Here is a 24,911-nt window from a genome sequence, read left to right on the forward strand (position 1 = left end):
TATTTATCCATAATATTCTAATTTACGAGTGTTTTCATATAGAAAAACGCAGCCTTACATGTAAGACTGCGTTTAAGCTTTGCTCTTCCGATATTCCTCTACACTATCCGTTACACTTTGCAATAAAGAATTTACATACTGTGGGTCAGATAATTTTTTATCTTCTTCAGGGTTTGACATAAACCCAAGTTCTAACAATACGCCAGGAACTTTTGCCCAATTAAATCCAGAAAGATCCTCCCTGAATTTAATTCCATTTACTTTCACCTGCTGATTCTCTCTCATTTTATTTACAATCGTTTGAGAGATTTGAAGACTTTCAGCATAAATCTCTTTCGTGTACGGACTTCCTTCTGCCGGCGTTAATACAGCAAATCCACTTTGATTCGGATTTTCAGAACCATCTGCATGAAGACGCAAAAACAAATTCGCCTTATGGTCATTCGCAAATGTCGCGCGTTCTTTATTACTTATATCCACATCTTGTGACGTTCTCGTCATTAATACTTGGATTCCCTTTGCTTCTAACTGTTCTTTTAATACGAAAGCCATTTCTAATACGAGAACAGCCTCTCTTTTTTTCGTCACAACACCAGTTGTACCATCTGTCACTTTATATTTTTGCGTCGTTGCTCCTGGCCCAATCGGCTCCAAATTTAAATTTGCTTTTTGTTGATGCCCTGGATCAATAACAACAAGAAACTTTCCTTGTTTTTCATTACTCTCTACTTTTTGTTCATTATTTTGCCGCGGTTGCTCAGTTGGCTGCACTGGCGTAGCTTCCTCCTGTTTATGCTCCACTTGCTCATTTGTTTGAACTGCTTGCGGTTCTTTTTTCTTTTCTTGTTCTTCTTGCTGCTTTTCTACCGGTGCGTCTTCCTTGTTATCTTTATTTGTTTCCTTCATAGAAGATGTTACTTCTTTTTTCGGCTCTTCTTGCGAACAGCCGCCCATATACATTCCAATGAATGCAATCATGCTCATTATTTTTATATACTTCATGTTTTTCTCCCGTCACTTTGCACCGGTCTCAAAGTTTTTCTTATAATTGTTTTATAATCTCATCCATATTTCCAATATGAACGGGTTGCCACGTTTCTGTACCACGCTCTGCAGTATAAACTAGATAAGCATCATCAGCTACATTTACGAAAACTGGATCCCCCATATCTGTTTCATATCCGATAACAATCCATTCCTCTTTCCATTTTCCACTTTCTTCACTTATTAATGAATTTTTATGTTTATCATATCGGTAACCGATTTGTCCTTTTTCTAATTCATTTTCGCTAAACACATATATTTCATAGGAACCTAACTCGATATCTTGTTGTTTTGAAGTTTCAATTCGTTTCAGAAGTTCTGCAATTTTTAGTTGTTGTTTCATACGTCTATCCCCTTCTATTTTTCTAAATTTTAACTAGTTTGTCTATAAAATACAATATAGTTTTTGAGAAAAAAGGTGACATCCTTATAATATGAACGATTTTTTGAATATATCCACGATTCAACAGAAAAGAGAGGCTGTCTAAAAGGACAACCTCTCTTTTCTTACATCAATTAAAATTTGAACTCTTGTCCAACTTCAAAGCTATCTTCTAATACTAGAATACCTTTTTCTTGTGGAGCATCTGGAAGCTCTAATTCACGTGCTGAGCAAATCATTCCAGAAGAAGGAACACCGCGAAGTTCAGCTGGTTTAATTAGCATACCACTTGGCATTACAGCGCCAATTTTTGCAACGACAACTTTTTGTCCTGCATCAACGTTCGGTGCGCCACATACGATTTGTAATGTTTCTGTACCGATTTCTACTTTACAAATGTTTAACTTATCAGCATTTGGATGCTTCTCTTTTTCAGCTACATAGCCTACAACAAATTTTGGAGAAAGATCTGCTTCTACTGTTTCTTCAAAGCCGTTCTTCGCTAAAATTCCATTGATTTTTTCTACAAATTCTTTCGTTAATGTTAGGTTACCTGTTTCTTTTACTTCTAAGTAAGAAGACGCATTAAAGATGTTGAACCCTGCTGTTACATTGCTTTCACGATCGTATACGCGTGCAACATCTCCTTTGCGATCAAAAGTACGGTTCTCTAAAGTAATATCTTGTAAGGCAACAATTAGAGTGTCACCAATTCCTTCAAGGTTGTAAAAAACGTTCACTTCGTTCATCCTTTCTCTTTTCCATCTGTCTTCTTCCGATTTTTCGCTAAAATAAAGATTGGTTCAAAGTCCCCATCTTCATATACGAATGAAAGTGATGTAATCGGAACATGCCCTTCGGCAAAAAATTTCATTGTCATTTGTGCAATAATATCATAACCGATTTCGTTGACGATATCAGCAATAATTAATACATCTTGGTGAGGAACAGCAACAACCATGTCACCAGAAATCTTTTCACGCATCGATTGTAGTAACGATTCGTTTAAAATACGCGTCGCATCATACCCATCATTTGTGTTTAAAAAGTAGAATGTATTCCCTGCTACTGTTTCTTGTTTAAATTCATAACCTAATGAGCGAGCGTTGAATAATGCCATTTCACGCACTTGTTGCTCTGTAAGTTCTAATTTTTGTAATAGACGCTCATCAATGAGTCGATACGTTTTATTCGAATCTAATGCGTAGTAAATACGTGTTTCCGCCGTATGATCCGTCATAATAAACGGATTTCCTTCTTCTGCTTGTTTCGGGAAAGAAGTAGAGCGAATAACAGGTAAAATTTTCGCTGCGCTATTTTCTTCTTTATGCATCGCAATTAACGCTTCTTGTACGTAATAGGCAACCTCTTCAATTGCTTTTTCTTTATTCACTTCCCATTTTGCCACAACTCCTGGAAGCGATACGTTAATACCCTTTTTCGAGTCTTTCTGTTCTATACGTAGAACTTCTTTCTCGCTATCATACTGAAAGTCCCATTCTGGGCGAGATAATTTCTTCATTAACTCATCTTTCATCTTTTTACTTGTCATCTTCATCTCTTTTTCCTCCCTTCCAAAAAAATAACCTCCCCCGCGAAGGTAGAGGTTGTTTTACAATTCAATTGGCAAATTGCCTTATTTTAAACCTTCAATAAACTCTTCGATTTGTTCTTGTGTTTTACGATCTTTGTTTACATAGCGACCTGTTTCTTCACCCTTATTGTACGCTACAAAGCTCGGAATGCCAAATACGTCTAATTTTACACATAGATCAATAAACTCATCACGATCTACATAGTAAAATGAGAAATCACTATATTTTTCTTCTACTTCTGGCATAAATGGATCTACAAAACGGCAGTCTGGGCACCATTCTGCTGAGAACATAAAGACTACATTCTCTTCATTTTTCAATTGTTGGAATTGCTCCATGCTTTCTAATGATTTCATCTATATTTCCTCCTCTAACGAGTGCTTTTTTTCATGTTATAATCTTTCTTTTATACTACCATACATCGCGTATGGTGCAAGGTTTATGCTTGCTTTTCATCATACTTATATTGCCCAACAAGTAACTTAACAACGTGTACAAATAATTCCGTGCGGTCGACATAATCATCTGTAAAAATACCGATCGCACCTTCGTGACTACGAATATCTTTTCTCTGTACAAACTCTTCCATCACTTCACTTAACTCCTTGCCCTCTTCAAGAGGTGCTAAAAAATCATCTGGTAACGTAATACGTGCACCGCCTGCAACGAATATTTTACCGGCACTTGTTGCTAGCGCGCCCCAGTTACACATAAATAAACCATGCTCCGTTTTCATTACGCCGCCTTCTAATCCAATACCAATTTGAGCTTCTCCTTCTTGTAGCGCTCGCTTCGCTCTATTAACCGCTCCTTGCATCGTCTCTTCATCTGTAAACGGCTGGTTTGCTACCCCTGAAGGAACAGAAAGAGATGTAATTGTAGCATCTTTCCAAACCTTCTCCACAGCACCAACTTTCGTTTTATTCTTCGATCCAACTACTACTTTCATTTCGTTCACCTCTATATACATTCATCATCTTACCTTAATCAAATTACTCTTTATACATGGGAGCACGGCCACCACTCATCGATAAAAAAAAGAAAGGCTCTTCAGCCCTTCTTCTCTACGCGTTATTCTTAATTGTCTCTAACGTCGTTTTATCCGTTGCTCTTACAAGCTTCGTAATAAGTTCTTTTGCTGCCGCATAATCATCAACATGTAAAATAGAAGCATGTGTATGAATGTAACGTGCGCAAACACCAATTACTGCTGATGGGATACCTGAGTTACTTGTATGTACACGGCCCGCATCTGTACCACCTTGTGAAATAAAGTATTGGTACGGAATGTTGTGTGTTTCTGCTGTATCTAAAATGAATTCGCGCATTCCTCTATGCGTTACCATCGTACGATCATAAATACGAAGAAGAGCACCTTTTCCTAATTGACCGAACTGTGTTTTATCACCAGATGCATCGTTTGCTGGACTTGCATCAAGCGCATAGAAAATGTCTGGTTGAATCATATTTGCAGCAGTTTGTGCACCGCGAAGACCAACTTCTTCTTGTACAGTCGCACCAGAGTATAATGTGTTTGGTAATGTTTCGTCTTTTAATTCTTTTAATAATTCGATTGCAAGGCCACATCCGTAACGGTTGTCCCAAGCTTTCGCCATAATTTTCTTTTCATTTGCCATCGGCGTAAACGGACAGATTGGCACGATTTGTTGTCCTGGTTTTACACCAATCTCAATCGCATCTTCGTAGCTATCTGCACCTATATCAATTAACATATTTTTTATATCCATCGGTTTTGCACGTTGCGCGTCACTTAATAAATGAGGAGGAATAGAACCAACAACCCCAATAACAGGACCATTCTTCGTCATAACTTGTACACGTTGCGCTAATAACACTTGACTCCACCAGCCGCCTAACGTTTGAAAACGAAGCATCCCGTTTTTCGTAATTTGCGTAACCATGAAACCTACTTCATCCATATGACCAGCTACAAGAACACGTGGGCCAGTTTCGTCCCCTTTTTTCAGACCAAATACGCTACCTAAACCGTCTTGCACAATTTCATCCGCATATTTGCTTAATTCTTGCTTCATAAAACGGCGTACATCATGTTCGAATCCTGATGCACCTTGTAATTCTGTTAACGTACGAAATAAATGTAATGTCTCTTTATTCACGAAGTCCCCTTCTTTCAAACCTTAGTAGAATACCTCTTTTATTGTAACGAAATTTTCGAAATGTTTCTAGTTTCTTCTTTTTTAGCTGTATTTGATTTATAATTATTATTGGTACACTATTTTTATTTTATAGAATTGAGGTGAATATATGAGCTGGAAAGGTTTAGTTGCAGGTCTTGGCGTTGGTTTCGCAGCTGGTTATCTTGTTGCAAACAAAGTACAAGAACAATCCCATATTTCTTCAGAAAAAGCATTGAAAATGGTGAAACAAGCATTAAGTCATAAAGGTGAAATTACTGGCTCTTGGGTACATATGGTTCCAGAGACATTTGAAAAATATGATGTCGCATACGAAGTTTATCGTGGCGGTCTTACAACGATGTTAGATGATATACAAGAACGATTTGAATTTTTAGTTGATGCTAAAACAGGTACTGTTTTAGAGGTTATAGCAGCATAAAAAGGAGGGTTCCCATTAGGTGAACCTCTTATTTTTTAATTGTGGATAGTAATTGAAATTATATCGGCGATTTTCCGAATATATCGACTTACCGACAAAAAACGAAAAGGAGACTGCTCCAACAGACTGCTGGAACAACCTCCCCTTTTTTATGCTTCTACACTCGTTTTCCGCTCTATTTTTCCTACAATATGCCCTTCCTCATTCCATTTTACTGCACGGTAATATGCGTCATGATAAAACGTAAACCAAGCATCGTTTTCAGCGCCGTACTTCATCCACTTTTGCTTATTTTCAATCGATGTCATCGGATAATCGTCGTAGGCCATCACCCATAGTACATTTTGATGTGCGTGCGTCGGCAATAGGTCTGCTAAATGAAGCATCGTTTCACCTTTGCTTTCTAAAGCAATAACTGCATGTCCATCACTATGACCACCTGTATGCGCCATTTTTATTTCATCCGTAATTTCTATTTCTTGCTGGAATGTAACAACTTGATCTACAATCGGCTCCCAATTTTCCTTCCAATATGTATTGCGCGACCTGATATTTGGGTTCCTCATTTCATTCCATTCTGTTTCGCTTACATACACTTTTGCATTCGGAAACGATGGTACAAGGTGATCACCTTCCCATTTCGTTAAACCAGATGCATGATCAAAATGCAGGTGTGTCATTAAGACGTACTGAATATCTTCAGGTTTTAAATCTAGTTTTTCTAATGATTTATAAACCGATGACTCTTCTGTTACACCTTGATTTCGCTTCATCTTCTCATTCAATTTACCATTCCCTATTCCGGAATCAATGAGCATATTACCGTCTTTCGTTTGCAAAAGTAACGGATCTGTTCGTAAATAAATATGATTTGTATCATTATGTTTATATTTACGTGACCAAAGTACTTTCGGTACAACACCAAACATTGCTCCTCCATCTAAATGTGTGTTCCCGCCTTTTAACCACGTCACTTTTATATCTCCAATTTGTAACTGTTCCATTTTTCATCCCCCTTTCCTTTCAATATTAACATAAAATTCCGATTATTTTAGTTACAAAAAACCTATGCATTACTGCATAGGCTCTGTGCGATATTTTGCTTCAACTCGGTAAATACGATGACCTTTACTTGAGAATTTCTCTTCGTATTCTGTCATAATGTTTCCTTCATAATCACTATTATGAAGATCTAGGCTCAGGTAAGTTAATAACATACCATACTCAGCCATACTCATTAGAGAGTATTCAAATAAACCTTGATTATCTGTTTTGAAATGAATTTCTCCGCCTTCTACTAACACTTCTTCATAATTGCGTAAAAACGTTTTATACGTTAAACGACGCTTCGTATGGCGTTTCTTTGGCCATGGATCTGAGAAGTTTAAATAAACGCGATCAATCTCACCTTTTGCAAAGAAAACTGTTAAATCTTCAGCATCTTTATTAATTAACTTTAAGTTCGGTACTTCTTCTTCAATTAATTTATCAAGTGCATCTACAACAACACTTGTGAATTTTTCAATTCCAATATAATTAATATGTGGGTTTGCTTTTGCCATATCATACATAAAGCGGCCACGACCTGTACCTACTTCAATATGAATTGGTTGTTCATTTCCAAATACTTCTTTCCAGTTACCAGCGCGCTCCTCTGGGTTTCCGATTACGATATGTGAATACTCATTAATTCGATCCATTGCATATGGTTTATGTCTTAAACGCATAGATGTCTCCCTCTCTTTACATAGCTATTTTAAAGGAATAATTCCTTCTCTCTGTTTTAATCAATCTCCCAAACAAAAAACCAAGTACGTACGAGCACTCGGTCCGTTTCTTTCAAGTATAAGATGTACCATTTTGATAAAAACTACATACAGCATTAAACATTCCATGACGAAACAGCTTTTTCTCGTACATTTGAAGAGAAAAACAATCGAAAGGATGATCCGTTCATGCCAATTAATCAACAACATCAATTAGAAGTGCTGAAAGATATTTTAGTCAATCACCAAAGTGATTGTTGCGGGACAGTTTCTGAATGCGAGCAATTAGAGCGTCTCATTCAATCGTTACTCGCAAACGATAGTATAAGTAGTGACGCTAAAGCAATGCTAAACGATGTATATTCTTATAGTCAATCGGGTAAATCTTCCTCTAATTTGGACAACCACATTTCCAATAATCAAGAACAACTTACTCAGTGGATTGCTGGAATGGACAATTTTTCTTAAGTATTACTCTGAAGCAAGTAGTTGCTGTAAATATTGATGCCAATATTCAGCTTCTGCTTGCTGTTTTTTTGTTGTGTGCCATTGCATAGACAAAATCGTTTGTGCTATTACGTACCATCTCATACGCCTAAGCAGCGATTCATCCATTTCAATATCATAATATTCGAGCCACTCGCTCCATTCATGGCGCGGAATGTACCAATATAATAACATACCGAGGTCTAGAGCTGGGTCAGCAATTACGGCTCCATCCCAATCAATTAAAAACAACTCATCTTCATCCGACAATATCCAGTTGTTATGGTTCACATCACAATGGCATACAACGAATTCATTGTATTCAATATCTTTTAATGAATCCATTAAATATTGAAGGCCTTGCTGAATTGTTTCATCATCCCTTATATCTCCTCTTAAAACAAGTTGCAGTTGTTGTAATAACTCTTGTGCGTGAAGCGGCTGCTTCCCAAGTCTTTGAATCATCTGTACAAGTGCTTTAGAGGAGTGTATTTTCTTCAAAAGTTTCGCAACACGTTCTAGTTTCATATCCTCTGGCTCTAGCTTCTGTCCCGGAAGCCATTTTTGAGCAGAAATTACATCACCGTTCGTTACCCTTCTTGTCCAAAGTAATTTTGGAACAATTCCTTCTGCTGACAATACCGCTAAAAAGGGCGATGTATTCCGCTTTAAAAATAACTTCTGTTGTCCGTTTTGCGCAATATACGCATCGCCCGTTACTCCACCAGCCGGTACAAGACTCCACTCTTTTCCTAATAATTGTTCCAACCATTCCATATTCATTACCCGTTAACAAATCCTTATCTTTTATAGTTATGAAAAGAAAAACCGCAACATTTCTACACATGTTGTGGATTCATATATTTTACTGTAAATGAAAAGAAAACTTGGCATAAGCCAAAAATTCTCTATTTTATTTTACAAAACCAGTCATAGAATGACAACTTATCAAAATCGTCACCTTTGTCAATTCTACATTTATTACATTCTCATCGTCAAGTAGCGATTTGTCACATTATCGTCAATATATACGTGCTAATCGGAGCGAGCCTAAGTTCCTTTCCTCTAAATGAAGAAATTGGCTCTATTTTCGCTTGCTTTTCGTTTACTAACACATGCCACGTTTCTTCTTTCGGAAGTTGCACCGTTTTAGCTTCTAAACCGCTATTAAATAAAACTATAATCTCTTTCCACGGTCCAAATGATTCTGCATGCTCTAGGTGATATGCAAGTACTTCTGGAGATGTTTGCAAAAAAGTCATGTGTTTTTTTATAAGGTCTGCGTTTTGTAATCGGAATGCTCTGTGCTCTTTGCGAATCGCAATTAAACCTTTTATATAGTTAACGGTCTCTATCTCTTCCTCTTTTTGATCCCAATCTAATTGATTAATTTCATCATTTGCATTATAACTATTTTCATTTCCTTGCTTCGTACGATAAAACTCTTGCCCAGCATGTAAAAAAGGAATGCCTTGCGAAAGAATCACCATTGCGCTCGCTAGAAGGTGACGTTTTTTCAAAATCTCTTCTGGCTCTTCATTACTCCGCATTAGTTTATCCCACATCGTCATATTGTCATGACATTCTACATAGTTAATGCTTTGCACAGGCTCTAGAAACAGACCTGTTTCTTTCATACTCAAAAGACTTCCCGATGCTATATACTGCAAATGATTACAGTCTACATGCCCACCAAATGCAAAACCACGCTTATTTATATGAAAGGTACTCCCTTTTATCCCATCACGAAATTGATCATTAAATTGCGCAATATGCGGCATTTTCTTTGCATTATTTAACGTTGCTTTTTCTTCAGCAGGAAGTGGTGTTTGTAGCTCCCACCCTTCTCCTAATAACAATGCATCTCGCTTTATGTTTCGCACTTCTTTTTCTATTATATTCATTGTATCAACATCTAAAATTCCCATTAAGTCAAATCGGAATCCATCAACATTGTATTCAGTAAGCCAATATAAAATAGACTCTACAATAAATTTCCTCATCATTTTCCGTTCAGATGCTATATCATTTCCGACTCCAGTCCCATTAGAAGGCATACCATCTTCACCATGACGAAAATAATATCCTGGGACAAGCTTTTCAAATGATGATAGCTCTCTTTCATACACATGATTATATACAACATCTATAATTACCCTAATGCCGTGCTCATGAAATGTTTCAATCAACTCTTTACACTCTACTATCCTGTTATACGGATCAGAGAGGTCTGTAGCATAATATCCCGTTGGCGCATTGTAATATAACGGATTGTAACCCCAATTATATGCAGAGGAAGGATTCGCCTCATCTACACCACCGAAACAATATAAAGGCAATAATTCAACATGTGTAACACCCAAATCTTTTATATAGGACAAGCCTGTTAACGTCCCATTTCGCCCTGTTGTTCCTTCTTCCATTAGCCCCTTATACGTTCCTTTTTTACTCACTCCACTGCCCTGATGAATCGTAGCATCACGAATATGCAGTTCATACAGTATGGCATCTGTCATTGCCTGTAATGGTGGTAATTGCTCTCGTTTTGTTACATTTATCTTTTCCAAATCAATAATAACGCCGTACTTCCCATTTACAGTCACTGACTTTGCGTAAGGATCCACCGCTTCATTCCATATTAAATTAATACAAACAAGAAATGTATACTTTGCTCCGGCTAAATCGCCTTGTAATGTATGAGTCCAAACCCCATTTTCTCCTCTATGCATTTCATGATCGGTATATTCTTTATCACTTTTATAAATCCTTACTTTCGCAAGCCTCGCAGTTGGAGCCCATACTTTAAATGTCGTTGCTTCTTTTTGATACACGGCTCCTAAATCTGTACCTTCGTAATAATACTTTTCATCGAAAATCACTGTTCTTATGACAGCACCTATTTGTAAATCTGTTTCTTCATTCCGTTCATCTCGTACTGTATAATACTTCCCCACATCTAGCGGCTCTTCTATAAAGCACTCATACTTCGTTGCATCCGGAAGCGCAATTGTATGAGAAATCGGTAAATCTTTCACGTTACTTCCTTCTTGCAAACGAAATGTCCGGCTTGTTCCATACGCATGTGGGAGCAAAATTGTAATTTTATTCATTTCATCTAAATAGGCATCAAATGGACGTTTTACTTTCAACATAAAAAAATCACCATCATTCTTAAAGTTAAATGAAACGAGCTGCAAATGATAAGGCTTTTCTTATCAGTAAGGCTCTATACAGTAACACATTATTCTCTATAGTATATTCACCTGTATAAAAAACGTTTTCATACATTCTATTTTTGTAATTTTATTTCAGCAATCGCTTTATACTTCGGTGTCTCCTTTACGTGAGATTCGTATAAAGTAATCGTATCCGCTTGAAATGATATTTCAGGCACTTCCTTTATATGTTCTAAATCAAACTTCTCTTCTCCTACCCATTTGCGAGCAACAGTAATATGTGGATGATACGGGCGCGTTTCTAAAGAAAATCCATTCTCTTCACAAATAGCATGTACTTGTTTTTGTAACTGGAACAAATCGGGATTCTCGCTTACCTTCGACCAAAAAATACGTGGCCTATCTTCCATACCGAACGTTGAAAATCCTTGTAATGTGAACGATAGTTCTTTCGTTTCTGTAAGTGTTTGTAATCCATTCTTTATTCCTTCTAATTGTTCCTCTGTCGCACTACCTAAAAATGAAAGGGTAATATGATAGTCTTCTTTATGTACCCATGAACGAAATGGTAATTCCTCCTGCATTTCTTCTTTATAGTTAGACAGCACTTCTTTTATATGATTTGGTAACTTAATCGCGACAAAATAATGCAGCTCCATGTACATCTTCTCCTTCTTTCTATTGTTGCTTTTCTTTCTTATCTCATTCAATTAAAAAGAATCAAACTTCTCTAAAAGTCTAACCAAGTTAAGGTCGCGTTAATAAATGAAATTATATCGACATTTCGACAAGGAATATCGACTTAACAACAAACGATGCGTAACAGAAAACCGTCCCAAAACATGTATTGGGACGGCCTCTTCTTATTTATATATCCATTACTTCGCTAATTCATGAATTGCTTGCGCGTAAATTGCTGTCGCTTTTAATAAGTCTTCAATTTCAATGTACTCGTCTTTTTGATGTGCAAGTTCTTCTTTTCCAGGGAACAACGGACCAAATGCAACGCCAGCTTTCAATGAACGAGCGTAAGTACCGCCGCCAATCGCTAATAGCTCTGCTTTTTCACCTGTTTGTTCTTCGTATACGCGCTGCAACGTACGAATTAATACGTGGTCTTTATCAACGTGATGCGGGCGAGAGTTCGAATAGTCTGCTACTGCAAATCCATGAATACCAACATATCCTTTTAACTTCGTGATCATTTCTTCAAAGTTAGTCGTAACTGGATAACGTACATTTAATCCTAAATTACCACCCTTTTCTTTCGTATAAGAAAGTCGACCAACATTCACTGTTAATGGTCCGCTAATATCGTCTTTATAAGAAATACCAGCGTTCTCTCCTAAAATATCTCCTGTAAATGTTTCTGTTACAAACGATGCAAACGAAGCACCTTTTCCATCAAGAGCGACTTTCGTTAAGAAGTTTGCCAGTAATAAACCTGCATTCTCGCCCTTCTCCGGAGTAGATCCGTGAGCTGAAACCCCTTTAATTTGCAACGTCACCGTATTACCTTCTACAATTGCTTCACCTATTTTTTTAGCAGTTTGTAAATACTCTTCATATGCTACTGTAAGAGCATTTACATCTTCTCCTGTAATAATCGCTTCTGCAAAATCAGGAACCATATTTAAACGGCGACCTGATTCAAATGAAACAAGTTCATATGTACCTTTCTTCTCTTCACTACCACTTTGCACAACTTGTATATCAGAAATTCCTTTTTCTGCATTAATAATTGGAAAGTCTGCGTCTGGCGCAAAACCGATTGTTGGCATTTCTTCGTTTTTAAAGTAGTGATCTACACATTTCCAATTGCTTTCCTCATCTGTTCCTAAAATCATACGAACGCGTTTTGAAAAAGGTAAACCTAATTCTTTCACAATCTTCATCGCATAATAAGCTGCCATCGTTGGGCCTTTATCGTCAATTGCACCACGTGCAAAAATCTTTCCATCGCGAATATCTGCACTGTATGCAGGAGTCGTCCAGCCATCTCCTTCTGGTACAACGTCAACGTGACAAAGAATACCTAGTAAATCTTCTCCTTGTCCCATTTCAAGATGACCTGCATATCCTTCTAAATTTTTAGAAGTAAAACCTTCAGTTTCCCCTTTATGTAACATGAAAGATAAAGCTTTTTCTACACCTTCACCGAATGGTGCGCCCTCTTTCGCCGATTCTTCTTCCCATACACTTTTAATTTGTAAAAATTGTTGCGTATCACGAATTAAATCATCTTTTCGTTTTGCAACTTCTTCTGTCCAATTAATCGCTGACATCACGCATCCATCCTTCACTATATTGTTTCTTTCATCATAACAAACCGAAATCTCTTATGCCATACACGAAAACTAAATACCGAACAATTGTAATATTTCAGATATTTCTCATTAGTTTTTCTTTTATTTTTTCAAAAAAATTTGCAGGAATTTGGCGTTTTACGTAGAATTTTATGATTTAGTTGACTGACCATATATACAATGTCAACTACCAATATTTTTCTATATGAATATTTGTTAAACTTTTGTAAAATTTAAGTAGATTAAAGCATGAATTTTATCATGTAGAGTACAATGGTAGTAACGACCTTCTTTCCTGAATGGGGTCAAAAAAACTAGTAGAGGAGTGGTTTTCTCTTGAAACCTACAACTACTCGTATGCTAACACGCATTAAATCAATTTATATGTACATCAATGAAAACGGAACGGTAACGACGAAAGACCTTGTAGATGAGTTCGGGATCACACCGCGAACGATACAACGTGATCTAAATGTGTTGCAGTTTAATGAACTCGTGTATAGCCCTTGCCGCGGTAAGTGGACAACAACAGGAAAGAAAGTGAGAATGACCTCATAATGAAAAAATAATTGTATGTAAATAAATACATACCCCTTTCTAACTCATTAGAAAGGGGTCTTTTCTGCGCCAAAAACAGCACTATTTCTCAGTATCTACTTGATATGTTTTTAACATTTCTACTTCTTCATCTGATAGCTCTCGGTATTGTCCAAGTTCTAGCTCTTCATCTAATACTAATGGTCCCATCTCTGTTCTCTTTAGGTAGACTACTTTTTTCCCTACCGCTTCAAACATACGCTTCACTTGATGGAACTTTCCTTCTGTAATCACAAGCTCGATTTCAGAAATCTCATCGCTTTTTAATATTGTAAGTGCACCTGGCTTTGTTTCATAGCCATCATCTAAAATAACACCTTTAGCAAACTCTTTTACATCCTCTTCTGTTACTACTCCTGCAACGTGTGCATAATATTTTTTCGGCACATGCTTTTTCGGAGATAACAATTGATGTGATAACTTCCCGTCATTTGTTATTAATAAGAAACCTTCCGTATCAATATCAAGTCGTCCAACTGGGAACGGATCAAAGATTGCATCTTCTAACTCTAATAAATCTATTACCGTTTCATGATTATCATCTTCCGTCGCTGAAATAACGCCTTGTGGTTTATGCAACATTAAATAAACAAACTCTTTATATTCCACAACTTCTCCGTGAATCATAACTTCTTGCTCTTCTACATTTACATGAACCTTCGCATCTTTCACTGGCGTTCCGTCAATTTTTACAACGCCGTCTTTCAATAATTTCTTTACTTCTTTTCTACTTCCATATCCCATATTTGCTAATAATTTATCTAATCTCACGTTTTTCACCTTCTTTATTTATCATAGAAAAGGGGACGTAATTACGCCCCTTTTGATTTCAACTTTATTTTGAATCTATTGCCAAGTTTACGTTGGATTTTCTCTAACGCTTCTCCGCCAAACACTCGTTCAAGTACTCCTGTGCGAATTGCTAACAATCCGTACACAAGACCACCAATACCTGCACAAACCACAACTGTAATAAGAGCACCCATTCGGCCATCAGACGAGATCATGAAGGACAGAATCCATTGTGATAACTTTACAGCAATGACCATTACAAGTGTTAATACTGCAATTTGGAAAGTTCTCTTATATACAACACCAAACGAATAGTGTACATGTTTTTTGATTTGTCGATTCGTATACCATACGGAAGCTAAGAATCCGACCGCTGTTGCTAAAATCGCTCCAACCGTACCGAAATAACGAATAAAGATTACGTTACATACGAATTTCAAAATAACACCCATAATAAGCGCGACAATCGCATGTTTTTGTTGATTGATTCCTTGCAGAATTGCTGCTGTTACTGTAAATAAAGCGAATAACAACGCAACCGGTGCATACCACATTAATACTTGTCCACCTAGTGGATCTGAGTCATAGAACGCAGTATAGATTGGATATGCAAGTGTTGAAATACCGACAACTGCTGGCAATGTTAAGAACATATTTGCCTGGAATGTTTGTGTAATTTGTAACTTTAAATAACGGTATTGTTTTTCAGTAAATGATTTTGTAATCGCTGGTACAAGCGTTAAACTAAACGCTGTTGCAAGCGATACAGGAATCATAATTAATTTATGCGTCCACATTGTGAAAATACCAAGCGCTCGCTCTGCGATATCACCTTGGCCAATCGCTTGCATAATTGAGTTAAATGTCAATGTATCAATTTGTTGATATAAAGGAATTGTTAACCCAATTACAACGTAAGGAATCGCATATGCAAATAATTCTTTAAATAACTGAACCGTACTCACTGTCGATTCTGGTACAGTTTGTTCAATTAAATATTGATCCAAATGTTTTTTACGTTTTAACCAGTACCAAATGAGTACACCGAGCGCTCCAACTGCTGAAACGAACGCAGCAAATGTCGCTACCCCAACTGCTGTTGCAACTGTACCGCCAAGTACTTTAATAACGATAAAACTACCCGCTAATAAAAAGACAATACGAATAATTTGTTCAATAATTTGCGAAACAGTAGTCGGTCCCATCGATTGGTGACCTTGGAAATAACCACGAATTAAACTCGCTGCTGGTACAACAATAAGTGCAAAACTTACAAGACGAATAATCGTCGTAACTTCTTCTACATTACTGTGTATACTTTGTTTACCAAGCATTGCTTCTGCAAACAGTGGCGCTGTCATGTATAGAACTAGGAACGAAAGAATTCCTGTTACTATCATCATAACCATTCCCGAGCGGAACATTCTCCGGCTCGTTTTATAATCGCCAAGCGCATTATATTTGGAAACAAATTTGGAAACAGCAAGCGGCACCCCTGCCGTTGCAATACTTAAAAAGATCGTATATGGAATGTATCCATATGTATAGAGCGTTCCGCCTTCTGTACCTACTAATGCATGAAACGGAAAGACGTAAATCATGCCTAAGAACTTTACTAAAAATGTCCCTAACGTAACAATAAGCGTTCCGCGCAGAAATTTCGAATCGGACATACAAAAATCCTCCTACATCTACATAAAGTGAAACTATAATTAGTTGAACTATTCGAGTATTTACAGGCTACCAAATACCCTTTTTATTTCTCTTATATCTTAAGGTTTTAGTCTTATTGCCCACAAATAGCAGGATAGTGCTGAACTCTAACTTTTGTATTGTACCACAATTCTCTCCTTAAGCAGTACTTCACTCTATTTTTCTTTTAAGGGAAAACATGCTATTCTTTTAGGCAGGAAATGTAGAAAATGGGGTCGATATATTATGCATTATGATGTTATTGTCATCGGCGGCGGGCCTTCTGGGCTAATGGCTGCAATCGGTGCTGCAGAAGAAGGCGCAAGTGTCTTACTTCTTGATAAAGGAAATAAACTAGGACGTAAACTTGCGATTTCTGGTGGTGGTCGTTGTAACGTAACGAACCGTCTACCACTTGATGAAATCGTTAAACATATACCAGGAAACGGTCGCTTCTTATACAGCGCTTTTTCTATTTTCAATAATGAAGATATTATTACATTCTTCGAAAAGCTTGGCGTGCAACTAAAAGAAGAAGATCATGGTCGCATGTTCCCTGTATCAAATAAAGCACAATCAGTAGTAGACGCACTTTTAACACGATTAAAAGACTTAGGTGTAAAAATCCGTACAAATACACCTGTTGAAACGATTGAATATGAGAACGGTCAAACGAAAGCAGTCGTACTACAAACTGGTGAAGTGTTAGAAACGAATCACGTCGTTATCGCTGTTGGCGGAAAATCTGTTCCTCAAACTGGTTCTACTGGAGATGGATATGCTTGGGCTGAAAAAGCTGGTCACACAATTACAGAACTATTCCCAACAGAAGTACCAATCCTTTCAAACGAACCATTTATTCGTGACCGCTCCTTACAAGGTCTTGCTTTACGCGATGTAAACTTAAGCGTATTAAACCCGAAAGGAAAAGCTATCATTTCTCACAAAATGGACATGCTCTTCACTCATTTCGGCCTATCCGGTCCTGCCGCTCTTCGTTGTAGCCAATTCGTCGTGAAAGCACTGAAAAAGTTTAAAACGAACACGATTCAAATGAGCATCGATGCATTGCCTGAAGAAAATAGTGAACAACTATTCCAGCGCATGCTGAAACAAATGAAAGAAGATCCGAAAAAAGGAATTAAAAATGTTTTAAAAGGTTATGTACCTGAACGTTACTTCCTATTCTTATTAGAAAAAAATGAAATTGACGGTAGTGAACAAGCTGGACAAGTTTCTCACGAGAAGATTCGTGCACTTGTGAAAGACTTTAAAGAGTTTACTGTGAATGTAAATGGTACGCAGTCAATTGAAAAAGCATTCGTTACTGGCGGCGGTGTATCCGTTAAAGAAATTAACCCGAAAGAAATGTCTTCTAAATTCACGAACGGCGTATATTTCTGCGGAGAAGTTCTTGATATTCACGGTTATACTGGCGGCTATAATATTACATCTGCTCTCGTTACTGGTCGAATTGCCGGAACAACAGCTGGAGAAAACGCGAAAATGCAATACTAGAAAAGAAACAGGGATTCCTGTTTCTTTTTTTATAGGTACATGAAATTATATCGGCGATTCCCCGAATTTATCAACGATTCTTCAACTTATATCGGCAATTTCCCGAATTTATCGACTTACCGACAAGAAGCGACAAATATCCGCTCCACGTAACTTCCCATTGCTTTTTTGTTGCTTTATATACCTTAGTACCTTTATATTTTATATTGTTGAATATTTGAAAAAGGGTAAGGGGAAAAAATATGAGAAAAAAAGTCATGATGTCTTTAATGCTAATGACGTTTCTTTCTGCGGTAGAAGGAACGATTGTTAGTACAGCGATCCCTCGTATAACGAGTGATTTGTCAGGCGTCGAACTTGTTAGTTGGGTATATGCAATTTATATGCTTGCAACAGCTGTTTCGACTCCAATATACGGAAAGCTAGCTGATTTATTCGGCCGTAAAAAAGTTTTACTCATCGGAGCTACAATCTTCTTAATCGGTTCTGCGCTTTGCGGAATCGTTACGTCAATGGAACAATTAATTTTCTTCCGTGCTCTTCAAGGTATAGGTGCTGGTGCTGTTATGCCGATCACAATGACGATTATTGGAGACTTATATAGCGAAGCGAGAGACCGCGCGAAAGCACAAGGTTGGATGAGTGCCGTTTGGGGTGTATCTGGTGTTATCGGACCGTTAGTAGGTGGATTTTTAGTGGATTCCCTATCTTGGCGTTATATTTTCTTCTTAAACGTTCCATTCGGAATTATCGCTTGTTTAATGATTGTAATTTACTACAAAGAATCTATTAAGCCAGCTAAACACCATATCGACTATCTTGGTGCAACAGTCTTCTCATTAAGTACGATCGCTCTACTATATGCATTATTAACAGGTAGCAGCAAGCAAAACTGGGGAGACATAACAATTATCGGCCTACTAATCTTCGCCGTCGTTTCATTCATTATTTTCTTATTTATCGAGAAAAAATCTCCGGAACCATTAATTCCGCTAGCACTTTTCTCTAACCGTACATTATCTACGATAAACATATTAACGCTTATTGCTGGCGCGATGATCATTAGTATTACAATGTACCTGCCAATTTGGAGCCAAGGTGTATTAGGAAAAAATGCGACAGAAGCCGGACTTATTTTAATGCCAATCCCTGTTATGTGGACATTTGGCGCTATTTTCTCTGGTAACTTAGTAGGAAAATTAAAAACGAAACAAATCATTTTACTTGGAGCTAGCATTTTATCAGTGGCTACGTTCTTATTATTTACATTATCAACAAATTCACCATCGTTCCTTATTTATGTAGCAGTCGGATTATTCGGATTAGGAATGGGGCTTGTGACACCAATTTATATGGTAACAATTCAAGCATCCGTACCAGCTCATACACGAGGAACAGCCGTTGGTTTAAACACATTTATTAATACATTTAGTCAAACGTTAGGTGCTGCAATCTTTGGAACAATCTTCAATACGATGATTCACGCACGCGGCATTAAAAATCTTGACCTTGTATCTGGTGGACACGGCGGAACTACAGCAAATGTAGCAACCGAATCGCAAGAGGCATTAGCATCAAGTGTACACGTCATTTATATGAGTACTTTCGTATTAGCAGTATTTACACTAATTATCGCTTGGATTTTATTAAAACCAGCTACACAAACAAGTGAGCAATAATAAAGAGGATGACCATTTCGGTCATCCTCTTTTTACTCTTCATTCTCCACAATATGTTTCAGCATGGACAATTTATTATCCCAAAAACGTTCATAATATGAGAGCCACTGTTGTAATTCCTCTAATGGTTCTGGATGCAAACGATATATCTTCTCTCTTCCGCTTTTTCTTCCGCTTACTAAATTCGCTTCTGAAAGAATATGAAGATGCTTTACAACCGCAGTACGGCTCATCGGAAAATGATCCGTTATTTTGGAAATCGGTAACTCTTTATCACTTAATAACCGTATTACTTCTCGGCGGGTTGGGTCAGCAATTGCTTGAAATACATCATATTTCGCTGCTGATGAGGACACTTAGCCTTCAACAACCTTTTTCAGTTTTTCATTTACAATCGCTACCCAGCCTCCGCTCATTCTATCGCGAATAATAGAGCTCTTCGCATTCGCTTTCGGAAGAATTTCATCAGGATGTTTCCAGCCGCCGTGAATTAACGTAAATTCTGTTTTATTATCTCCTAGGTCTTTCAGAGTAAATGAAACGACCCAGCCATCTGTATCCCATGAGAAAGATAGATGGTTTGGTGCATCAATTTCTAACACTTTACATGGTGATGGGCCAAATGGTGATTGCACATGAAATTCATGTCCTACCTCTAATACAAAATCATTCGGCATAAACCATGACGCAATCCCTTCTGCAGTTGATACTACATTCCATACTTTTTGAATAGACGCGTTAAAAACGATCGTTTGTTTAATATCAGTTAATGTATTTTGTTGTTCCATTTTCATTCTCCTTTATTCGCCAATTAAATATAACACCTTTTGGTTACACTTCGATAATATAACACCTTTTAGTTTCATGTCAACGCTAGTTATTTTTTAATGTTGAGAAATTCTCAACATTTTTTCAACAGGACAAACACCCTCTGAGCATTTCCTCATAATATACTCACAAAGGCAACAAAAAATAAAAACTTCTCTCAACATGAAACTCCATCATTCATCTTGAAAGAAGCGCCTTACGTATATCATGCGTATTTCGTCTCTCCTCCTTCCCTCAGAGACACTACGCGAGATATGAAAAATCAGAAGGAATATGCCCACCATTTGAGTAGGTAGTTATTTCTCTTCTCCTCAACATTTCCTTAGGAGCGAAATGACTACCGACTCACTTTTTTCAAACAAACATAAAAAGGGGATGAAAGCTATGTTCTATTGCATTAACTGCTCTGACATTCATCATGAAAAACATCCGAATGATAAAGTATTCAAAAACGGTTTTTATATTGATCCATTTTTAGGTGATCGTTATCACCTTGGTATGTGTACAGATGCCCAAAATCATGAAACTGGGGAGCCTCTTTTAACGACAAAGAAATTAGGCACACCCCAATCTATTATGAACGTATTACCGACACATGTCGTCCCAACATAAAACATAAAAAAGAGCTGGCTCACCCAGCTCTTTTTTATGCTTTATAAACAATCATCGCTGAAAAACAATAAATTTGGTTTTCGTCACCATTAATGGAAACACCGACTTGGTACTTAATATCTACAAAATTACTATCATCAATCTTTTTCAAAAAAACATTTACAGCGTCTTCTAAGTCTTTTTCGTGACTTTCATCAAACACTTTCACACGAATCATGTTAACACCATCCTAGATCGCAGCCCTCCGCCGCTTGATTATTGCCACGGTGCGTATCTATGATGCGATAAAATTTTCCATCTTCATATATATATCCGTCTTCTAACACATATTGTTTACCTTCAGTATAGACATAAAACTTACCTATCATAAATTTACTCGTATATAATTCCAAATAATCCGGTCTAAATTTAGCTACAACTTTATTTGTAATATCAATTCTTATTGTGCGCCCCACCTTCTCTCCCTCCTCTACAAAGAACGGATTTAGGTATATTGTATTAGCGATTTTACATTTTATGCTTAAAAATAAGTGGATATGCCTTCTTTCTTCGCCTGTACTATTTTTCAAAAAAAATCATCAATAAATAAGAGCAAAAAAATATATAAAAAAAAGAGTTTTTACTTATTGACTATAATATAAACATTATGGTATTATATAAAATTTGACATTTTTACTCATATGTGCTATCATTAAAATTGGTTACCACATATGGAGGTGGATGATTTGTTTCAAATTGGCGATAAAATCGTTTATCCAATGAACGGCGCAGGAGTCATCGAAGCCATTGAAGAGAAAGAAATATTAGGAACAACACGTCAATATTGTGTGATACGTATCATTAGTAAAGACATGCAAATAATGCTTCCTATGGATCAATTACAAAAATCAGGTATTCGTTATATCGTAGATAAAGGTACGTTAGATGGTATACTTCTTGAATTTCAAAACGGGGAATCAGACACATCACTTTCCTGGAAACAGAGATATACAATGAATATGGAAAAAATGAAAAACGGCAATCTGCAAGATAGCGCAGAAGTTGTTCGCGATTTACTTCGCCGTAATAAAGAGAGAGCATTAAATGCGAGCGAAAAACAAATGCTAGATAATGCACGCAAAATGATGATTAGCGAAGTTGCACTTGTGCAAAATGTTTCTGAACATCAAGCAACAGAATTTCTTCAAGATACAATTAATCATTAAATTTAAAATAGCCGACCGCTATTTTTTTTTTGCAGAAAAAAGGACAAAGAGATAGAGTAAAACTTTAATCAGTGGGGGTTTTGTTCATCCCCCACTAATTATCAGCTCCCACCTAACTTCTTTGCTTCCGCTGAATTTTGAGGTGGTGGTCTTACTGCCCAGCAAATAGCGGGATAAACCTCTTTGCCCTTTTATATTACCCGCGCCCTGCTTGAAACGACGGGTATAAAGTCATTCCACCATCTGCAAATAACGTAATTCCAGTTACGTAACTCGCTTCTGAGGAAGCAAGCCAAGTTGCGACTGCTGCAATTTCTTCCGGTTTTCCAATGTAGCCCATCGGTATCATACTTTCTACGTCAGCACGTTTTTTAGGATCAGCAAACTTTTCGGCATTAATTGGCGTATTTATTGCACCTGGCCCAATATTATTTACTCGAATACCTTTTGGTGCATACTCTAACGCTAACGTTTCTGTCATTAGTTTAATACCGCCCTTACTCGCCGCATAGTGCACGAATAGTGGCCACGGAATTTTCTCGTGAACACTCGACATATTAATAACAGAACCTTTAATATCATGTTCTACAAAATATTTAATCGCTTCACGGCTTCCTAAAAAAGCACCTGTTAAATTTGTATTGATTACTTTATTCCAATCCTCTAACGGCATTTCATGCGACGGGACCGCGTTTTCTATCCCTGCATTATTAATCATAACGTCAAGCGTACCAAACTCTTTCACAGCAGATTGAATGAGATTCACAACATCAGATTCAACTGTCACATCCCCTTTTACAGCAATCGCTTCTCCGCCTATTTTTTTAATTTCTTCTAATACATCATGCGCTTCTGACTCTCGTGAGCGATAGTTAATTACTACTTTTGCTTTCTCCTTAGCAAACCTTACTCCCATCGCTCTTCCAAGACCAGTTGCTGACCCTGTAATAACGACAACTTTTCCAGCTAAATCACTATACATTTCAATACCTCCTTTAACTTTTTGCAACACCTAACATAATTCCCGCCGCGATAATAAAAACGATACCGACGACAATCCCCGTTAATTGACGTTTCGTTTTCTTTTCACCTAATATAAGAATCCCGCCAAGCGTTGAAATAATAATTCCCATTTGCGATAGTGAAAAACTTGTTGCCACTCCAACACGCGGCTGCGAAATGAATAAAAACATATTACCAGCTGCCCAAATTAATCCTGGAATAATATTTCGTATTGCATATTTATTAAATGGATGATGTTTAAACGTAAGCAAAATGCCCCCTAACACCATACCAACTGCTTGTGGCAATAAAGCTGACCAACCATCTACGTTAAATAGTCTAATCACTACCACGTAAACTAAATAACCGACTGTTGAAATCAATAAAATGATAATGCCCCTTTTGAAATTCCCCGCCTGTTCTGCACTCTTTTCTTCTTCACTTTGAAGTGATGTTAAAATAACACCGATAATAATACAAATAAGAGCCAAGACGCCAAGGATGACTGATATAGTCGTGGACCACTCATGAAATACGATGACTCCAAATAAAGTCGTCGCAACTAATTGCAGTCCTGTTGAAATGGGCATCGTTCTCGAAACGCCCATTAAATCAATACTTTTTAATTGATTCGCCTGACCAAGTGCCCAAAATAAACCTGACACAATTCCAACTCCAATAACAGTAGGAGTTAATACTGGCTTCACAAAAATATAAACAGCAATTGAGAAAATAAGTGCTCCAAACGTTGTACCAAGCGTTTGACTATACGGCCCCCCGCCCAGTTTCACGTTAAATAGCACAATACTTCCCCAAAATATAGCCGGTAAAATCGCTAAAAGTATGTCCATCGCTCATTACCTTTCTTTACTAAATGTCATAAGTTATCACTCTGAATCATTAGAGTGCGCTTTTATTTTTTCTTTTTCCCGTTCACAAACCTTTTCTTCAATAGCACCAGAAACATTCTTTTCTCGCTCCACCTTCTTTATTTTCACGTGATCTAAATGATCTTCCAAAGTAAGTGTAACTTTATCATTCGGCGGATTATGTGCACCTTGGAACGTAAGAAATTGTAGCGTGACTTCAAATCTAGGAACGAACTCATCTTTCTTACCGAGACGCTTTATATTTATAACTGAAGCACACTCATATTGATCTTCTGTCACTTGCCTAATAACTGAATAGTACCTATTCGATAATGCACTCTCTAACAGCTGTTCCCTAGATTCTTTCGCAAAAGAATCACTTGGAGAAGAAAAAAAGATTGCACATAGCGTTGTAATAACTACACATATTTTTTTCATAACACCCTCCTTGTTCTATAAGTTAGTGTTCGCAAAACTTCCATAAAAAAACGACTTCCCTATGTAGGAAAGTCGTTTTAATGAATCCAATATTAACCACCGCTCACTGGTGGGATTAGTGCAACAACATCACCATCTCGGATCGTGTCATCTTCATTTGCATATTCTTCATTAATCGCAACCATAATTGATGCTGCCATTGGTACATTATATTCTTTAGCAACAACATCTTTTAACTCTGCAACCGTAATATTTTCTTTCTCTATTTGTAACTCACTTGTTCCTGCTTCCTCTTGCAAGTACGCAAATAACAATACTCGAATCAT

At 37.2% G+C, this 24,911-nt stretch carries 30 protein-coding genes; 7 read left to right on the forward strand and 23 right to left on the reverse strand.

Annotation, left to right across the window (positions count from 1 at the left end):
• Positions 1-72 precede the first annotated feature (72 nt).
• The 7 genes from ILS93_RS11190 to ILS93_RS11220 all read right to left on the reverse strand — a co-directional run bounded on the left by ILS93_RS11190 (position 73) and on the right by ILS93_RS11220 (position 5,159).
• Positions 73-1,002, reverse strand: coding sequence for an N-acetylmuramoyl-L-alanine amidase (locus ILS93_RS11190; RefSeq protein ID WP_222660454.1), 930 nt, complete (start codon positions 1,000-1,002; stop codon positions 73-75).
• Between the two features lie 40 nt (positions 1,003-1,042).
• Positions 1,043-1,387: a thiamine transporter gene (locus ILS93_RS11195; RefSeq protein ID WP_088047655.1), complete on the reverse strand. Its 345-nt coding sequence runs from the start codon at positions 1,385-1,387 to the stop codon at positions 1,043-1,045.
• Positions 1,388-1,560: 173 nt separating this feature from the next.
• Positions 1,561-2,175, reverse strand: coding sequence for a YtpR family tRNA-binding protein (gene ytpR / locus ILS93_RS11200; protein WP_001006767.1), 615 nt, complete (start codon positions 2,173-2,175; stop codon positions 1,561-1,563).
• Positions 2,172-2,984: a DUF1444 domain-containing protein gene (locus tag ILS93_RS11205; RefSeq protein ID WP_000784602.1), complete on the reverse strand. Its 813-nt coding sequence runs from the start codon at positions 2,982-2,984 to the stop codon at positions 2,172-2,174. Before ILS93_RS11205 ends, ytpR begins: the two co-directional genes overlap by 4 nt.
• Positions 2,985-3,062: 78 nt before the next feature.
• Entirely contained in the window at positions 3,063-3,377 is a 315-nt protein-coding gene (locus tag ILS93_RS11210) for a thioredoxin family protein (protein WP_000838193.1), read from the reverse strand.
• 83 nt (positions 3,378-3,460) lie between these two features.
• Entirely contained in the window at positions 3,461-3,970 is a 510-nt protein-coding gene (locus ILS93_RS11215; protein WP_088047656.1) for a DUF84 family protein, read from the reverse strand.
• 115 nt (positions 3,971-4,085) lie between these two features.
• Entirely contained in the window at positions 4,086-5,159 is a 1,074-nt protein-coding gene (locus ILS93_RS11220) for a M42 family metallopeptidase (RefSeq protein WP_064475080.1), read from the reverse strand.
• A 148-nt stretch (positions 5,160-5,307) separates the two neighbouring features.
• Here ILS93_RS11220 and ILS93_RS11225 point away from each other — a divergent pair, with 148 nt between their 5' ends.
• Positions 5,308-5,619: a PepSY domain-containing protein gene (locus ILS93_RS11225; RefSeq protein ID WP_000118541.1), complete on the forward strand. Its 312-nt coding sequence runs from the start codon at positions 5,308-5,310 to the stop codon at positions 5,617-5,619.
• A 149-nt stretch (positions 5,620-5,768) separates the two neighbouring features.
• Here the strand turns inward: ILS93_RS11225 and ILS93_RS11230 are convergent, their stop codons facing one another.
• Complete coding sequence (locus ILS93_RS11230; RefSeq protein ID WP_088047657.1) at positions 5,769-6,623, reverse strand: YtnP family quorum-quenching lactonase; 855 nt, start codon at positions 6,621-6,623, stop codon at positions 5,769-5,771.
• A gap of 69 nt (positions 6,624-6,692) precedes the next feature.
• Positions 6,693-7,346, reverse strand: a complete 654-nt coding sequence (gene trmB, locus ILS93_RS11235) for a tRNA (guanosine(46)-N7)-methyltransferase TrmB (RefSeq protein ID WP_063262108.1) — start codon at positions 7,344-7,346, stop codon at positions 6,693-6,695.
• 228 nt (positions 7,347-7,574) lie between these two features.
• Between trmB and ILS93_RS11240 the strand changes: the two genes are divergently transcribed.
• Positions 7,575-7,853, forward strand: a complete 279-nt coding sequence (locus ILS93_RS11240; protein ID WP_001122236.1) for a YtzH-like family protein — start codon at positions 7,575-7,577, stop codon at positions 7,851-7,853.
• Positions 7,854-7,856: 3 nt separating this feature from the next.
• Here the strand turns inward: ILS93_RS11240 and ILS93_RS11245 are convergent, their stop codons facing one another.
• From ILS93_RS11245 to pepV, 4 genes are all read right to left on the reverse strand, one after another.
• The gene (locus tag ILS93_RS11245; RefSeq protein ID WP_002008769.1) at positions 7,857-8,654 is read right to left on the reverse strand and encodes a phosphotransferase family protein; all 798 of its coding nucleotides are present in this window, start codon (positions 8,652-8,654) and stop codon (positions 7,857-7,859) included.
• A gap of 227 nt (positions 8,655-8,881) precedes the next feature.
• Positions 8,882-11,023, reverse strand: coding sequence for a type I pullulanase (gene pulA, locus ILS93_RS11250; protein WP_064474541.1), 2,142 nt, complete (start codon positions 11,021-11,023; stop codon positions 8,882-8,884).
• Positions 11,024-11,160: 137 nt separating this feature from the next.
• Positions 11,161-11,706 carry an RNA 2',3'-cyclic phosphodiesterase gene (gene thpR / locus ILS93_RS11255; protein WP_064474540.1) on the reverse strand — a complete coding sequence of 182 codons (546 nt, stop codon included), beginning with the start codon at positions 11,704-11,706 and terminating at the stop codon, positions 11,161-11,163.
• Positions 11,707-11,925: 219 nt separating this feature from the next.
• Positions 11,926-13,332, reverse strand: a complete 1,407-nt coding sequence (pepV, locus tag ILS93_RS11260; RefSeq protein ID WP_222660456.1) for a dipeptidase PepV — start codon at positions 13,330-13,332, stop codon at positions 11,926-11,928.
• 357 nt (positions 13,333-13,689) lie between these two features.
• Here pepV and ILS93_RS11265 point away from each other — a divergent pair, with 357 nt between their 5' ends.
• Positions 13,690-13,911: a DeoR family transcriptional regulator gene (locus ILS93_RS11265; protein ID WP_000805512.1), complete on the forward strand. Its 222-nt coding sequence runs from the start codon at positions 13,690-13,692 to the stop codon at positions 13,909-13,911.
• Between the two features lie 81 nt (positions 13,912-13,992).
• Here the strand turns inward: ILS93_RS11265 and ILS93_RS11270 are convergent, their stop codons facing one another.
• Complete coding sequence (locus tag ILS93_RS11270; RefSeq protein ID WP_001234944.1) at positions 13,993-14,721, reverse strand: pseudouridine synthase; 729 nt, start codon at positions 14,719-14,721, stop codon at positions 13,993-13,995.
• Between the two features lie 41 nt (positions 14,722-14,762).
• On the reverse strand, positions 14,763-16,415 hold the full coding sequence (locus ILS93_RS11275) for a putative polysaccharide biosynthesis protein (RefSeq protein WP_088047658.1): 1,653 nt from the start codon (positions 16,413-16,415) through the stop codon (positions 14,763-14,765).
• Between the two features lie 265 nt (positions 16,416-16,680).
• On the opposite strand from ILS93_RS11275, the gene ILS93_RS11280 reads away from it, so the two are divergent.
• Complete coding sequence (locus tag ILS93_RS11280) at positions 16,681-17,952, forward strand: BaiN/RdsA family NAD(P)/FAD-dependent oxidoreductase (RefSeq protein ID WP_000558876.1); 1,272 nt, start codon at positions 16,681-16,683, stop codon at positions 17,950-17,952.
• Between the two features lie 242 nt (positions 17,953-18,194).
• The gene (locus ILS93_RS11285; RefSeq protein ID WP_064474537.1) at positions 18,195-19,631 is read left to right on the forward strand and encodes an MDR family MFS transporter; all 1,437 of its coding nucleotides are present in this window, start codon (positions 18,195-18,197) and stop codon (positions 19,629-19,631) included.
• A 32-nt stretch (positions 19,632-19,663) separates the two neighbouring features.
• On the opposite strand, the gene ILS93_RS11290 is transcribed toward ILS93_RS11285, so the two are convergent.
• Both ILS93_RS11290 and ILS93_RS11295 read right to left on the reverse strand, forming a co-directional pair.
• Complete coding sequence (locus ILS93_RS11290; RefSeq protein WP_000098837.1) at positions 19,664-19,987, reverse strand: ArsR/SmtB family transcription factor; 324 nt, start codon at positions 19,985-19,987, stop codon at positions 19,664-19,666.
• Positions 19,988-20,419, reverse strand: coding sequence for an SRPBCC family protein (locus tag ILS93_RS11295; RefSeq protein ID WP_064474536.1), 432 nt, complete (start codon positions 20,417-20,419; stop codon positions 19,988-19,990).
• A gap of 424 nt (positions 20,420-20,843) precedes the next feature.
• On the opposite strand from ILS93_RS11295, the gene ILS93_RS11300 reads away from it, so the two are divergent.
• Entirely contained in the window at positions 20,844-21,071 is a 228-nt protein-coding gene (locus tag ILS93_RS11300) for a DUF3973 domain-containing protein (protein ID WP_033659785.1), read from the forward strand.
• A gap of 34 nt (positions 21,072-21,105) precedes the next feature.
• Here ILS93_RS11300 and ILS93_RS11305 read toward each other — a convergent pair whose 3' ends face one another.
• Positions 21,106-21,288, reverse strand: a complete 183-nt coding sequence (locus ILS93_RS11305) for a sporulation protein Cse60 (protein ID WP_222660459.1) — start codon at positions 21,286-21,288, stop codon at positions 21,106-21,108.
• Between the two features lies 1 nt (position 21,289).
• Positions 21,290-21,526 (reverse strand): DUF2553 family protein, encoded by a 237-nt coding sequence (locus tag ILS93_RS11310; RefSeq protein WP_000533808.1) that lies wholly within the window; start codon positions 21,524-21,526, stop codon positions 21,290-21,292.
• 255 nt (positions 21,527-21,781) lie between these two features.
• Between ILS93_RS11310 and ILS93_RS11315 the strand changes: the two genes are divergently transcribed.
• Positions 21,782-22,276, forward strand: coding sequence for a CarD family transcriptional regulator (locus ILS93_RS11315; RefSeq protein ID WP_000451449.1), 495 nt, complete (start codon positions 21,782-21,784; stop codon positions 22,274-22,276).
• A gap of 196 nt (positions 22,277-22,472) precedes the next feature.
• Here ILS93_RS11315 and ILS93_RS11320 read toward each other — a convergent pair whose 3' ends face one another.
• The 4 genes from ILS93_RS11320 to moaD all read right to left on the reverse strand — a co-directional run bounded on the left by ILS93_RS11320 (position 22,473) and on the right by moaD (position 24,911).
• Positions 22,473-23,258: a glucose 1-dehydrogenase gene (locus ILS93_RS11320; RefSeq protein ID WP_064474535.1), complete on the reverse strand. Its 786-nt coding sequence runs from the start codon at positions 23,256-23,258 to the stop codon at positions 22,473-22,475.
• A gap of 13 nt (positions 23,259-23,271) precedes the next feature.
• Complete coding sequence (glcU, locus tag ILS93_RS11325) at positions 23,272-24,129, reverse strand: glucose uptake protein GlcU (RefSeq protein ID WP_064474534.1); 858 nt, start codon at positions 24,127-24,129, stop codon at positions 23,272-23,274.
• A gap of 36 nt (positions 24,130-24,165) precedes the next feature.
• Entirely contained in the window at positions 24,166-24,585 is a 420-nt protein-coding gene (locus ILS93_RS11330) for a DUF3888 domain-containing protein (protein WP_149173682.1), read from the reverse strand.
• A gap of 92 nt (positions 24,586-24,677) precedes the next feature.
• On the reverse strand, positions 24,678-24,911 hold the full coding sequence (gene moaD / locus ILS93_RS11335) for a molybdopterin converting factor subunit 1 (RefSeq protein WP_064474532.1): 234 nt from the start codon (positions 24,909-24,911) through the stop codon (positions 24,678-24,680).

This window comes from Bacillus sp. 16GRE42, from assembly GCF_019837435.1.
Lineage (GTDB): Bacteria > Bacillota > Bacilli > Bacillales > Bacillaceae_G > Bacillus_A > Bacillus_A wiedmannii.